General features: G+C 52.0%; 10 protein-coding genes, 2 pseudogenes and 1 other annotated feature. All 12 genes and pseudogenes read left to right on the top strand.

The window, feature by feature from the left end; genetic code table 11:
• Positions 1 to 62 precede the first annotated feature (62 nt).
• Positions 63 to 2210 (top strand): GumC family protein, encoded by a 2148-nt coding sequence (locus tag BSY240_RS23170; protein ID WP_069044290.1) that lies wholly within the window; start codon positions 63 to 65, stop codon positions 2208 to 2210.
• Between the two features lie 405 nt (positions 2211 to 2615).
• Positions 2616 to 3932, top strand: coding sequence for a UDP-glucose dehydrogenase family protein (locus BSY240_RS23175; protein ID WP_069044291.1), 1317 nt, complete (start codon positions 2616 to 2618; stop codon positions 3930 to 3932).
• Positions 3933 to 3934: 2 nt separating this feature from the next.
• A complete protein-coding gene (locus BSY240_RS23180; protein ID WP_069044292.1) occupies positions 3935 to 4954 on the top strand; it encodes an NAD-dependent epimerase/dehydratase family protein in 1020 nt (339 codons plus the stop codon).
• Between the two features lie 116 nt (positions 4955 to 5070).
• Positions 5071 to 5397 (top strand): glucuronosyltransferase, encoded by a 327-nt coding sequence (locus tag BSY240_RS23185; protein ID WP_236759420.1) that lies wholly within the window; start codon positions 5071 to 5073, stop codon positions 5395 to 5397.
• Positions 5394 to 5876, top strand: coding sequence for a glycosyltransferase (locus BSY240_RS23190; protein ID WP_069044294.1), 483 nt, complete (start codon positions 5394 to 5396; stop codon positions 5874 to 5876). Before BSY240_RS23185 ends, BSY240_RS23190 begins: the two co-directional genes overlap by 4 nt.
• 5 nt (positions 5877 to 5881) lie before the next feature.
• Positions 5882 to 7204: a lipopolysaccharide biosynthesis protein gene (locus tag BSY240_RS23195; protein WP_069044295.1), complete on the top strand. Its 1323-nt coding sequence runs from the start codon at positions 5882 to 5884 to the stop codon at positions 7202 to 7204.
• Positions 7205 to 7521: 317 nt separating this feature from the next.
• A complete protein-coding gene (locus BSY240_RS23200; RefSeq protein ID WP_150127585.1) occupies positions 7522 to 8499 on the top strand; it encodes a hypothetical protein in 978 nt (325 codons plus the stop codon).
• A 17-nt stretch (positions 8500 to 8516) separates the two neighbouring features.
• Complete coding sequence (locus BSY240_RS23205; RefSeq protein WP_069044297.1) at positions 8517 to 9602, top strand: glycosyltransferase family 4 protein; 1086 nt, start codon at positions 8517 to 8519, stop codon at positions 9600 to 9602.
• Between the two features lie 43 nt (positions 9603 to 9645).
• Positions 9646 to 10761 carry a polysaccharide pyruvyl transferase family protein gene (locus tag BSY240_RS23210; protein WP_069044298.1) on the top strand — a complete coding sequence of 372 codons (1116 nt, stop codon included), beginning with the start codon at positions 9646 to 9648 and terminating at the stop codon, positions 10759 to 10761.
• Between the two features lie 150 nt (positions 10762 to 10911).
• Positions 10912 to 11918 (top strand): annotated as a pseudogene (locus BSY240_RS23215) (IS110 family transposase).
• Positions 11887 to 13155, top strand: a pseudogene (locus tag BSY240_RS23225) (IS3 family transposase). The pseudogenes BSY240_RS23215 and BSY240_RS23225 overlap by 32 nt, the downstream one beginning before the upstream one ends.
• Positions 12168 to 12324, top strand: a sequence feature (AL1L pseudoknot). It overlaps the preceding pseudogene by 157 nt.
• Positions 13156 to 13538: 383 nt before the next feature.
• Entirely contained in the window at positions 13539 to 14222 is a 684-nt protein-coding gene (locus tag BSY240_RS23230; RefSeq protein WP_069044301.1) for a sugar transferase, read from the top strand.
• Positions 14223 to 14309 lie beyond the last annotated feature (87 nt).

Consider the following 14309-nt stretch of genomic DNA (forward strand, 5'->3'; position numbering starts at 1 on the left):
CCGAAAAGCTCCACACTGGTACATCGGCAATCTAATCCTTCGAAAATCATTGGGGTTTCCAAATGGAACAAGAGATCGACCTGAAGTCCATAATCGGTCTGTTCAGGCGTCAGTTGTGGCTGATGGTTTCGATTGTCATTGCTATTGTCATATTGACTGGAGGTGTGCTTTACACCCTGACCCCTAAGTATACAGCGACCAACAAAGTTATGGTCGACCTGTCCAATAAGGATCTCTTGCAACCAGACGAGCGAATGAATGTGTCGGTCAGTGACGCAAACGCCCGCGTTGAGAGTGAAGTGGCAATCCTTCGGTCAGATAACATCTATTTAGAAGTCGTCCGACGCGAGAATTTGCTGTCTGATCCCGAGTTCGGCGTTCAGCCAGGACGTTTCGACTGGATCAAGTCTTATCTCAATCTGAATTCTGGGACTGCTCCCTCTGGCGAGTTTCTGTTAGGACAAACCCTTTCAAGACTTCAATCTGCAGTGTCGGTTCGGCGCCAGGGCTTGACATATATTATTGAGATCTCAGTGACATCTCGAGAGCCGGCAAAGTCGGCAAGATTGGCCAACGCAATTGCCTCGGCCTATATCGATCTGCAACTGCAGTCGAAGATTTCAAGAACGGTTTCATCCCGCAACATCATTCAGGCCCAGATCAGCCAGGCAAACAATAGCCTGATCGAAAGCGAGAGGGGTTTCGACCGATATCTGAGCGAGAACCTTGACCGCATCGAACAGGAATCTGCGTCGCCCAGGATCGCACAGCTCCGTTCGGAGTTTGAGAGAATCCGGACTGAGCGCGAACGCGTAAGCGGGCTCGCACAAGTCGTTGAGCTAAGCTTGAATGCCGGCGACATTTCCGCGTTGACCGCAAACCTGCAGGCGGATGCAATTCGTCAGTTGCAGGAACGCCAGCAGGAAGTGAATGCTGCCCTCGGGCAGGTGGCTGATGGCAGCCAGAGAGCGCTGAATCTTCGCTCGGAGCTTGAGCAGATCCAGGCGCAAATCGTCGAGGAAGCAGGCCGGGAGCTCACAAAGCTTCAGCAGGAAGTGGCATCCTATGATAATCGTGGGGACACGGTTCGGACCGAGATGCGAACTGCGATGCTGAATAGCAATCTTCCTCCTGAAGTTCTAACAGAAATCTATTCTCTGCAGCAGTCTTCTGAAATCGCGAGAAACCAGTACCAGAGTCTACTTCAGCGTCTTCAGGAGCTCGATGTCCAGGCCCAACTGCAAGTCGCCGACGCGCGGATCGTGAATGAAGCCTCGGCTCCGACATCGGCGTCTTTCCCGAACAAGCGCCTGATACTCGCCATTGCGGCTGTCTTCGCGCTAGGTCTCGGCGGCGCAATTGCCGTGTTGCGGGAACTCTTCATCGGTGGTTTCACGTCGGAGGAGCAGGTCGAGCAGGTTTTGCGAACACCGCTTGCGACCACAATTCCGAGACAAACTGGTTCCTCGAACTTAATGAAGATTGGCGTGGCTGACATGGTTGTCTCGGCACCGCTGTCTGTGTTTTCTGAAAGCATCAGGCGGTTGCGCGTGTTGGTCGAGCGTCGCAAGGCAGACCTGGTGAAAGACAGTTCCGATGAGAAGAGCGGCCTCGTAATCATGGTCACTTCGACAGAGCCGAATGAGGGCAAGTCGACAACGGCACTCGCCCTCGCCCGTACTCTAGCAAGGTCTGGAAAAAAAACTTTGATCATTGACTGTGACTTGCGCAAACCCAGTCTCAGTAAACTAACAGGGGTCAATGCCGCACCGTGGTTGAGCGAAGTGCTGCGCGGCCAAGAGCTGCCACCATCTGTCTCAAAACAAGCGCTGACAGATCCGTTGAGTGATCTTTCGATGATCTTTGGATCACGCGTGTCCGACATTGCCACGGACGACCTTCTGATGGGCGATCGCTTCAACCAGATCTTGAGGACAGCGCGGCGGCATTTCGACTACATTGTGATTGATACCCCTCCCGTTGGCGCCGTTGTGGACGCGCTTTACCTCGCGCGGTTCACGGACATGGTCGTGTTTGTCTTGAAATGGGCAAGCACACCCCAGACCATGGCCAAAAAGGCACTCGCAGCGCTTAAGGAGCAGAGCGGACCGGAGACCAAACACGTTCTTGTTCTGAACCAGAAGGAAAAGCCGTCTGGTGGCAAGTATAGTTCCTACGCTGCCTATTACGGTCAGTCAGAAGGCGATTGACATCATTTTTCCACAGGTAGCTGCAGTTCTTCTTCTAAGCCTTGATTGGCGTGGAGGACGAAATCGAAGGGGTTGCCTTCGAAGTCGGCGATCTCTGGTCGAATGTTCGGGACAAGTGACGCGACCATTTATGGGTGCGTTCACATGCTGACTGGAAGCTTCCGACGCTACACTTTAACCATGAGAATAGATCGATATTGCGGCGCAATAAAAATATGCTTAGGCTAACATTTAGTTAATATTGGCGTCTGCCGTGGTGTGGCCGACGATTGGAAATCCCGCTCTGTTTGTTGGGGAACAAGCCGGGCGACATGTGAAGCAGAGTTTACATACAAACGGTCATGCACTTCGAAGCGCCTCACTCCCAGCGGCGTCGAAAAGTAGTTGAGGGGCAAAGAGTAGAACATGCGTATAGTAATGATCGGTTCGGGTTATGTCGGCCTCGTGTCGGGAGCCTGCCTTGCAGATTTCGGTCATGACGTCATGTGCGTCGACAAGTCGGTCGAGAAAATCGAGGCGCTTGAACGGGGTGAGGTGCCGATCTTCGAACCCGGTCTTGATGCCATCATCGAGCACAATCGTGCGGCTGGCCGAATGAGTTTCTCGCTGGATCTTGCCGGCCCAGTGGCCGATGCCGACGTCGTCTTTATCGCCGTCGGTACCCCGTCGCGCCGCGGCGATGGCCATGCTGACCTTTCCTACGTCTATGCCGCGGCTCGCGAAATTGCCGCTGCCGTCAAGGGTTTCACCGTCGTTGTTACGAAGTCCACGGTACCCGTCGGTACCGGCGACGAGATCGAGCGTATCTTCCGCAGCGAATTCCCCGAAAAGGATATCGCTGTGGTCTCAAATCCCGAGTTTCTTCGCGAAGGTGCAGCAATCGCCGACTTCAAGCGTCCGGACCGCATCGTCATCGGCTCGGAGGATGAGCGGGCAATCGAGGTCATGCGCGAGGTCTATCGGCCGCTTTATCTCAATGAAGCACCGCTCTTCATCTGCGAACGCCGCACATCCGAGCTTATCAAGTATGCTGCAAACGCCTTCCTGGCAATGAAGATCACCTTCATCAACGAAATCGCGGATCTTTGCGAGAAAATCGGCGCTGACGTGCAAAAGGTGTCCAAGGGCATCGGCATGGACAAGCGCATCGGAGATAAGTTCCTGCATGCGGGTCCTGGTTATGGTGGCTCCTGCTTCCCGAAGGATACGCTGGCGTTGGTCAAGACTGCGAATGACTTCGACAGCCCCTTGCGACTGATCGAGGCGACCGTGCTCGTTAACGACAATCGCAAGCGCGCGATGGGAAGAAAGGTCGTTGCCGCCTGTGACGGCAATGTGCAGGGCAAGAAGATCTCTGTCCTTGGACTGACGTTTAAGCCAAACACCGACGACATGCGCGACGCGCCGTCGATCGCCATCATCCAAGCGCTGCTTGACGGTGGCGCTGATGTGCACGTCTTCGACCCAGAAGGCATGGAGGCTGCCAAGGCAGTGCTCGGACCAGTCAAGTATGGCAACAACCCCTATGAGATTGCTGCGGATGCAGACGCTCTGGTCGTCGTGACAGAGTGGGACGAGTTCCGTGCACTCGACTTCCGTCGACTTAAGCAAGAGATGAAGGCACCTGTCATCGTTGATTTGCGCAACATCTATAAGGCGGATGAGATGGCGAAGTACGGCTTCAGCCATTTTCCGATCGGTAAGCGCAAATCGAAGGCTTGACCATGCATTACTTCATCACCGGCACCGCCGGCTTTATCGGCTTCCACTTAGCCCGCCGGCTTCTGTCCGACGGGCATCAGGTGACCGGCTTTGACGGCATGACGCCGTATTACAACGTCAAGCTGAAGCAAATGCGTCATGCGGCGCTGGCGCAGTATCCGGCGTTCAAGCCGGTCATTGCGATGCTTGAGGATCGTGAAGCCGTCGAAGAGGCGATGGCAACGGCAAAACCAGATGTGGTGATCCATCTCGCCGCCCAGGCTGGCGTGCGCTACAGCCTGGAGAACCCACAATCCTATCTGACATCCAACGTCACAGGTTCCTACAACATCATCGAGCTTGCCGAGCGCCACAAGGTCAAGCACCTGATGCTCGCCTCGACGTCATCGATCTATGGCGCCAACCCGACTGTCCCTTTCCATGAGACAGACCGGGCGGACGAGCCGCTGACGATTTATGCCGCGACGAAGAAGTCGATGGAGTTGATGGCGCATGCTCATGCGCATCTCTACAAGACGCCGACCACGGCTTTCCGCTTTTTCACGGTCTATGGACCTTGGGGCCGACCGGACATGGCGCTGTTCAAGTTCGTCGATCTCATGCTGAACGACCAGCCGATCGAGATCTATGGTGAGGGCAAGATGAGTCGCGACTTCACCTACATCGACGATTTGGTGGAGGCGATCGTCCGGATCTCGCATATTATCCCTAATGAGTCCAACCGCGTCGCGGACGACAAGATCGAGACCCTCTCACGCCACGCACCGTACCGCTTGGTCAACATCGGCGGTGGTCAGCCTGAGAACCTGATGGACTTCGTCGAAATGGTGGAGAAGGCGCTCGGAAAGGCGTCAATCCGCCAGATGCTCCCTATGCAAAAAGGGGACGTGCCCCGCACTTACGCAGCGCCCAATCTTCTGCAAGCGCTGACTGGCTATACGCCAAGCACCAAACTCGCGGATGGCGTTGAAGCGTTCGTGCAATGGTATCTCGATCTCACCAAGTCAGAGAGGTTATCATGAAGCGGCTCTTAGCTGTGTCGTCCTCTGGTGGACATTTGGAGCAGATGATGCTCCTCCGCGATTCCTTTGAAGAGTACGAGCAGACATACGTAACCACAATGCACAGTCTGGCTAGTATGGCCAGGATTGAGTCAGCATACTTGGTAAGTGACTGTAACCAGAATACTCCTTTTCGGCTCGTGGTTTGCGCTCTTCAGTTGATTAAAATTATTAATAGGCTGAGGCCAGACGTCGTCATCACAACGGGGGCAGCACCCGGGCTGCTAGCACTGATAGTTGCTAAAGGTTATGGCGCTAAAACGATTTGGATAGACAGCGTTGCAAACGCCGACGCAATTTCGCTAAGCGGACGGCTCGCGAACAGGTTCGCTGATCTGTGGGTCACCCAGTGGCAGCATTTGGCGAAGCGTAACGGTCCAAAATTTCTTGGGAGCGTCCTTTGATATTGGTAACCATCGGCACTCAGCTACCGTTCGACCGTTTAATTAGAGAAGTTGATTCTGTCGCTCGGTGCACAGACGAAGAATTTTTCGGCCAAGTTGGCAGTGGAAAATATAAGCCGGAGAACTTTCCTTATGTCGATAAGCTGTTTCCTCATGAGTTCGAAGCTAAAGTCAAAGAAGCGCGGGCCATAATTGGACATGCTGGCATTGGTACCGTGTTGACTGGTCAGAAATACAATAAACCGGTAATTCTTATGCCTCGGATGAGAAAATTTCATGAGCATCGAAATGATCACCAAGTCGCTACGGCATCTCGCTTGACCGATATTGCGGGGGTGTACATTTTCCAAGACGCCAATTCGTTGCTCAAAATCCTGAAATTACAAGAATTAGGGTCCGCAGTGATGGACCTCCGAAACCGAGACAGCTTTGTAACGAATCTTCGCAGAGAACTGAAGCTCATGACCAAAGGGGACTGAAGCCTATGACCCCCAAGTTGGTGGCCCGTATCGCAAAAGGTGGTTTCGTCGTAGGGTCGATCAAGCTTGCCGGGCTGGTTGTGAGTTTTTTATTTTTGCTCACAATTGCCCGTTATCTTGATCCAGTACGGTTTGGAATTTTTGCGTCTGCCTTTTCAGTTTCGCTAATGTTAGGCGCCATCTGCACATTTGGTCAGCATACCGCCGTGTTGCGGTTTTGGCCAGCGTTTGATGAAGTCGAGGATACCACATCGGCAGTCTATTCGGTACAGCGCAGCCTTGTTCTATGCCTACTGTTATGCATTGTCGCAGTCGCGTTTTCTTTGGTACTATGGCAAGCTGAGTATACGTTTATTAGCTTTGGTGACGATCCACGTATTTGGCTCATGATTGCGGCGCTCGGAACTGCGTTGGCTGTCTCCAATGTTCTAATGAGTGTCTTCCGTGCAATGCACTATACGTTGGTCGCTTTTCTGCCGCAAAACGTTTTCTGGCGCGTGCTGGCGATGCCGGTTGCTCTTTTTCCGATGACTTGGGCGGAACCTGGAACTGTCCTGGCAGTCACGTCAGGAGTGCTTTGGCTATTAAATTTTGCTCAATTTGCAATTTTGGTGCTTAAGATGCCTGCGGTTGCAGATTTTAGGCTTAAGAGGAAGGTTCTGGCCGAGACAAGGCATACTTTACGCGCAACCCAACTGGGATTGTGGGGCAACGCCGTGATTGGCCCCCTACAACAACAAGGTTCAACTGTAGTCGTCGGAATGGCCCTTGGCCCCCTTGAGGCGGGTGCTTTCTTTGCTGCCTTGCGTCTCGCAAATCTGCTTTCCATTGTCGAGGTGGCCGCGAACCAGATCACCGGGCCCATGATGTCGAGGTCCTGGCGAAGCGGTAGACTGGAGGAAGTTAAAGACATCGTCTCCACCGCAGTTGTGTTGTCAACCGCGATAGCGATTGTCGGAATGCTTGTATACGTTGGTCTCGGCGGGTGGATGCTGGTTAGTTTCGATCCAAGTTATGGCTTTGCGTATACTGCGCTTATAATTTTGTGCGGTGCGCAAGTCGTTAACACGTTTTGTGGCCCGAATGCGCTTCTGCTGCTCATGTCAGGCCATCAAAATAGCATCCTCATGATAAGGTCAGCTGCCGCTCTATTAGGATTAGGGCTCACTTACGCACTTGGCATGATTGGAGGAGTTTCACTTGCCGCGTTCGGAACTGCGCTCGGTGTTGCGCTGCTTAACGTCCTCGGAATGATTGAATGCTCGCGTGTGACCGGCGTGTCCACCTCGTTCAACGGTGTACTGCGCAGATTTCGAGATACGAAGTGAGGGGCAAGATGCCGAGCTCAAATGACGGTCTGCCATTGCTAGTTAGCGGTGAAACAAGTTGGCGGCATGATAAAGATAACGGTGGAGCGGCTAAACACAGAAGCTCGAATACTTTATCAGCTGCATTGACCGCTCTATGTTGGCTGCTAGTCGTCTCTCAAGCTAGCCACATGATAGCTCCACCTTCACTCAGTGGCGCGATATCGTCGCTTGCGCAATTTGGTCTTATGCTATGTATGATAGTATTTGTTCTGGCCGCGTTCACTGGAACATCGGGGAGGCATCAGGTAGCTGGGCTAATTTCGGTCTTATACCTGATGCATTTTTCTTTTTCTTCTTCGATTTCTGAAACCTTCCAGCTTTCTGAAGCTTTCCGGCGATTCGCTCCTATTTTTGCTCTATTGACGTTCTACATGGTTCCAAAGCGGACGAACTTTGACCGCATTCATTTCACTGCAGTCGCGTTGGTTTGGCTGTCTCTCCTCTATGTTCTCAATAGTCCCGCCTATTTTCACGAAAGTGAGTTTTTCGCAAATGCTGGCGATAGGCAACCGCGCTTGTGGCCGTTCATCGAGGAAAGCCCTCATTCCACAGGCTATTACATCGGCGCCCTCGCGATAATATGTCTTGTGACGATACCTGCGAAGTCGCGGCAGCCGTACACGTGGTTCGTGGCGCTGACATTTTGCATCTCTATCTACATTTTGCTCGGTCTAAGGTCTTCACAGGCTATATTAACTTTCCTAGCGTTCTGCGCGGGAGCTCTTGTGTCTGACCATCGCGTAGCATTGGTGTGGCGAACTGCAACAGTGGTTCTAGGTATCATGTTATCTGCTTATGTTGTTGCTCGTCAGATTCTCTATAATATAGATCTAATGGGTTACGTAGATATTTATCGAATGGGCTCCGGACGAATTGGTACATGGCTTGGGCGAATAGACGATTTTTCTCATCGATCACTTCTCGAGATGTTGATAGGTAGTGGCCCGGGCTCTGACGTATACAGAGGTGCGATGTGGACCTATGAAGCAACGGCACACAATACATTCATTACATATCTTATCGAGTATGGTCTGGTTGGTTTTGTCTTCCTTTTGGTGACTATCGCATATCTTCCACGCCTATTCGGTAAAATAATTATCCCCGTATTGGTCGCAACGATAGCGTCGTCTTTGATTGGAAATGGGCTACTTATGCGGCCGCTTCCGATGCTTCTTTATTTATTTGCTGGCTATCTATGGTATGCCAAATTTATGCGCGGCAGAATGCCTGAAGTTGCCGAACCAAAAAAATGAACTCTTGGGGTAAAGTGATGAAAGTATTAGTTATGGGACACTCTGCTGGCCAGATTGGTGGGGTAAGTAATTTTCTGCGTATGATGCAGGAGAAGGCCGGTGCGCGCCATCAGATCGACCTATTTACGGTGGGGCCTAGAGATACTGAAAGTGGTGCCCTTGCCCGGTCGCTCCGGCTGTTGTCCGATTATTTTGCCTTTATCGGATTTGCAAAGAAGGACTACGACCTCATTCATGTGAATCCGTCACTTGACAAACGCTCATTCGTCAGAACGCTTGTATTCTTGCTGATATGCATCATGTTTCGAAAGAAATCTGTCGTTTTTTTTCGCGGGTGGGATTGGGACGCCTTTCGGTTCTTCTTCGTTAAGTCCAATCCTGTGGGGAAGATCGCCAGGTGGATACTTTCCAACTCAGCCGGATTCATAGTTTTGGCTCCGTCTTTCAAAACTGAACTTAGTCGTTTTTTCCCGACACACCGCATAGATGTATTGACTACCATGTTTGATGGTAAATACATGCCTGTTTCAAATTTCAAGTTTTACGATAGCCCACGAATGCTTTTCATGTCACGTTTCATAGATAGTAAAGGCGGTATTGCTGCTATCGATGCTTACGTCGAGATTGCAAAGGTTTACCCGGATGCAACCTTAGTCATGGCTGGTGATGGACCGAAGCGTGTCGACTGGGAGAACTATGCGGTTTCGCTAGGTCAGGCTGCGCATGGTGTGAATTTCGTTGGATATGTAAAAGCTGAAACAAAATTGGCGGCTCTCTCTGATGCGAATATCTTTCTCATGCCGACAAGCCATCCAGAAGGGATGCCAAATGCTCTAATGGAGGCAATGGGTGCGGGTTTGATACCCGTCGTAACTGAAGCGGGTGGCACGTTCGACGCGATAAAGCATGGCGAGTTGGGTTATATGCTAAGCGAGCCGTCAGCGAAAGAAATGCTTCATGCTGTAACTTCAATTATGTCCAATCCTACTGGATCGACTGAAATGTCCAAAGCCCTGAGACTGCATGCCTGGGAAAATTTCGAGTCGAACGCAGTTACCTCGCGGGTAATTAATATCTACGAGGAAATTGTCTTTGCTGGCTAATCGTAGCGCAAAAAGTGGCAATCCTCGGCTGGAGCGGAATCAGATGTTGAGTAAAGATCGTAGTAAAAGTGTCGTTTGCTATATCTATTTAAAGACAAATTTTTTAAATGTTGGTGATGCCCTTATTAATAAAGAGTTACTCAAAATACTTACAGAATTTTCCGATGTTGTCGTAGACGTATCTGGTGCTCCAACTGCATTTGTAGACAGCTTGAGCATCAATGAGCTGCCAAACGTGGCGGTCCGTCGGATGGGGCCATTTCGACTGTATATGAGTATGGTCAGGGATAAAATGTTAGGAAAGCGGGTAGTTTACGTGTTGATGCCCGGTGGGAACCGAGGTGAAAAAAGCTTTGCCCTTTATCTGTTAAACGTTCTTTACAACGGTTATCTCGCAATTATGCGTATCTCTGGAGTCAGGTTGGTACAATTTGGCGTCAGTTTCGAGCATCTTGGGCCACGATATGTGAAAATACTTCGTGGGCGTTCGAAATTTATAGACGCTATTTTTGTCCGTGATCAGATGAGTCTTCAGTATGCAACGAAACTAGGTATAAAGATTGCAGGTCTTATGCCAGATCTTGCCTTTAATCTAAATTTTGACAGGTTAGGATTTGCTTCGCGCACAGACGTTGTTCCTACCCCTGCGCGAATTGCTCTATCGTTTCGTACGGACGGTAAGCATGCTTCTGAAGAGGAGGTGACGCTTTTCGTTCACGCTGTGAAGAAGCGTTACCCCAAGAATCCGCTGAGGTTCGTTTCGCAAGTAAAGTCAGATGCACGCTTCATGAGACAGCTTGCCGACCGGTTTGGGGCCGACGGAGACGGCGATGTGGATTTTATGGAGATTGTAAACGACCCGTATGACTTCAGAACTGTTTATGCTGATTGTTCAATTATTTTTTCTAACAGACTTCATGCCTTGTTAATGGCGATGGCTAGTGGGTGCATTCCTTTTGCCGTCCTAAATGATGAAAGTGGAGAGAAAGTACGCGGTGTTTTCCAGGAGATACGACTTGAAGGTAATGTTCTCTGCGTTTCTGATGAATTAAGTATGATTGACATGCGAGAAAGCATACCTCAAGAATCTGTGAAAATCGTTGAGGCCTCAAAGCAGATGCTGAGGAGCGTCATATCTTTGGCGGTGTTGCGTAGTTGAATAGGCCTAAATCACATGTTGTGGTCTGGAGAAGGACTTGGAAATGCCCCTTATGAACAGGACAGGGGTAATATGTTGGTTATGGGATGGCCCGCCCTTCCGAGGACATCGAGTATGATGTCCCTTTCTTGAAGGGAAAGGAGCAGAGCCATGCAGATTTCTATCTTGGGCATCGACATCGGGAAGAACAGCTGCAGTGTTGTTGGGGTAGATGATCGCGGCGCCGTAGTTGTCCGCCGGACGATGCGGCGACAGACATTGATTGAACTCGTTGAGAAGCTGCCAGCCTGCGTTATCGCGATGGAGGCCTGCTGTGGTGCTCACCATTTTGGCCGGCTCTTTGCCGCGAGAGGCCATGAGATCAGGCTGATGTCGCCGGAATACGTCCGCCCATATGTAAGGCGCAGAAGAATGATGACAGAGATGCCGAGGGCATTGCCGAGGCGGCATCTCGACCGACGATGCGGTTTGTCGATCTGAAGAGCCAGGAGCAGTTGGATATCCAGACGTTGCATCGGGTTCGATCCCGGCTGGTTGCGGAGCGAACGACCTTGATCAATCAGCTCCGTGCGGTTCTCCTGGAGAGAGGTGTCATATTCGCCGCGGGCCGCATGAAGTTCCAGTGCGCTCTGGACGGTCTCCTTTCCGAAGCTGATGAGATTATGTCACCGCGCATCCGCAGCCTGGTCATCGAATTGCGGGACGAGTGGCGAATGCTTGACAAGAAGATCGAGGCATTGAACGCTGAGTTCGTAGCACTCGCCAGGCAGAACATCGCGATGCGCCGCCTGACATCGATTCCCGGCATCGGCGTACTCAACGCTACGGCACTCGTTGCCGCAATTGGTGACGCCGGTAGTTTTAAGCATGCCCGAGATCTCGGAGCATGGTTGGGGCTTGTGCCACGACAGTTCACCACCGGAGGCAAGGCACGTCTGCTTGGGATAACAAAGCGCGGCAACACTTATCTGCGAACTTTGCTGGTCCATGGCGCTCGAGCGGCAATGCACACGCTCAGTCAAAGTGACACGCCAATCGGGCAATGGCTCCAGACTATGTTGTCCCGAGGCGTTGAACCGCACCGGGTTTGCCGGAGGCTTCAACTTCTGAGAAAGTGGAGCCATCATGAGCAAGACAACGAACAAGTTTTCACCTGAAGTCCGCAACCGTGCCGTCCGTATGGTGCTGGACCACGAGGCAGACCACCCGTCGCGGTGGGCGGCCGTTTCATCTATCGCGGCCAAGATCGGCTGCTCGGCAGCTACGTTGCATGAATGGGTGAAGAAGAGCGAGGTCGATAGCGGCAAACGCGCCGGCTTGCCGAGCGATGTGGCCGAGAAGATGAAGGCTCTTGAGCGGGAGAACCGCGAGCTTCGTCAGGCCAACGAGATTCTGCGCAAGGCGTCGGCCTATTTCGCCATGGCCCCTAACGGCGAATGCAAGCATTCGCCTGTCGGGTAAGAGGAAGCTCGACCGCCCCTTCAAGCGATGATTTCGTTCATCGACGAATACCGTGGTGTGTTCGGGGTCGAGCCGATCTGCAGACTGCTGCCGATCGCCCCATCAACCTACTACGAGAATGTCGCCAAACGCCCGGACGTGGATCGCCTGTCGATCCGCGCCCGCAGCGATATCGGCCTGAAGATCGAGATACGTCGGGTCTTCGAACAGAACTTCCGCGTCTATGGCGTTCGCAAGGTCTGGCGGCAATTTAAGCGTGAAGGCTTTGAGGTCGCCCGCTGCAGTGTCGCCAGACTTATGAAGTCGATGAGCCTGCAGGGGATCATCCGAGGAAAGCCGATCCGCACGACATCCTCGGACAAGTCGGCCCCGAGCCCGCTTGACCGGGTTAACCGCCAGTTCAAAGCCCCTGCACCAAACAGGCTATGGGTTTCGGATTTTACCTATGTCGCCACCTGGCAGGGCTTCGTCTACGTTGCCTTTGTCATCGACGTCTTCGCTCGTCGCATCGTCGGCTGGCGGGCGAGCCGGACGGCGCATGCTGGCTTTCTCCTCGATGCCCTGGAGCAGGCTCTTCATGATCGGCGTCCCGTTCATAGCGGCGGCCTCGTGCATCACTCGGATCGCGGTGTTCAATACGTGTCCATCCGCTATTCCGAGCGGTTGGCAGAAGCAGGTATCGAGCCATCTGTCGGAAGCGTCGGCGACAGTTACGACAACGCCCTCGCAGAAACGATCAACGGTCTTTACAAGGCCGAGGTCATTCATCGACTCGGACCATGGAGGAGCTTCGAAGCGGTCGAGTTCGCTACCTTGGAATGGGTTGACTGGTTCAACCACCGGCGTCTCCTGGAGCCAATCGGGAATATACCGCCAGCCGAAGCTGAAGAGCGACATTACGCCATGCTGGACGAAGCAGCCATGGCCGCATAGCTTAAACGAAATGGCCTCCGGCAAACCCGTTGCGGTTCAATACGTTCCGCCTTCTTGATCTAAGCGAGAGAGTAGTCGGCCAGGATATCGAGCTCGAAGCCAAACTTGCTCACGGGGGAGGATTGCCCGAGCTTCTGCAGGATCAGGTTCCAATACATCTACTTGAAAACCTGGCGCCGGTTGCCCAAAATGTTATCGTCACTTGTTGCAAAGATGTGTAGCGTTGCTGCATTGCAACATTCTGCTGGTGGCTATCGACCAAAGTTAACTATTTGTTAAGTTTGCTAGTGACTGACCGTTTTGACTGCAGTAAGTGTTTTCTTAGAAGAGGCTAGGCGGTCTTTTCTTGTCCCGTTACGATCAATACATTCAGAGTTTGAGATATGGCAGAGCTGGGCGCCGTTGGTCATAGTCATGCGTTTGGATCCTCGATTGGTGGATCCGGCTTCCGCCGACCTAAGTCTATGGACCTTCTCTTGAAGAGGGCGCTTGATGTTGTGGCTTCACTTTCGGTCCTCATTCTACTGATGCCTGCACTTTTATTGATAGCAATCCTTGTGCGGCTTGAGAGCCCCGGCTCGCCGATCTTTTCGCAGTTGCGCTGGGGAATGAATGGCAAGAAGATCCGTATCTATAAATTCCGTTCTATGCGTGCAGATCTTTGTGACTCCTCTGGCGTTGCACAGACCGTGAAAGATGACCCTCGGATTACCAGACTAGGTGCCTTCTTGCGTAAATCTAATCTCGATGAATTGCCGCAGTTGTTCAACGTGTTGATTGGTGACATGTCGCTCGTTGGACCGCGCTGTCATGCAATTGGCATGTTGGCAGGTGGAATGCTCTATGAAGAACTCGTACCGACCTATCATCAGCGTCACAAGATGCGCCCAGGTTTAACTGGCTTGGCACAGATGAGGGGTTTAAGGGGGCCTACCGACAAGGTTTCGAAGGCGAAAGCCCGCGTCCATGCTGATCTACATTATGTTGAAAATTTTTCCTTCATCTTAGACTTGAAGATTATCTTCGGCACGATCTGGTCGGAGTTGAAGGGTGGCAAGGGCTTCTGAGCACGTTCGCTTCTTTCGGCTCGAGACTCGAGTTCCTGTAGGTGACGAACATTTCAGAGAAGGCTACAGGTTTGGCGATACTTTTGG

The organism is Agrobacterium sp. RAC06 (genome assembly GCF_001713475.1).
Classification (GTDB): domain Bacteria; phylum Pseudomonadota; class Alphaproteobacteria; order Rhizobiales; family Rhizobiaceae; genus Allorhizobium.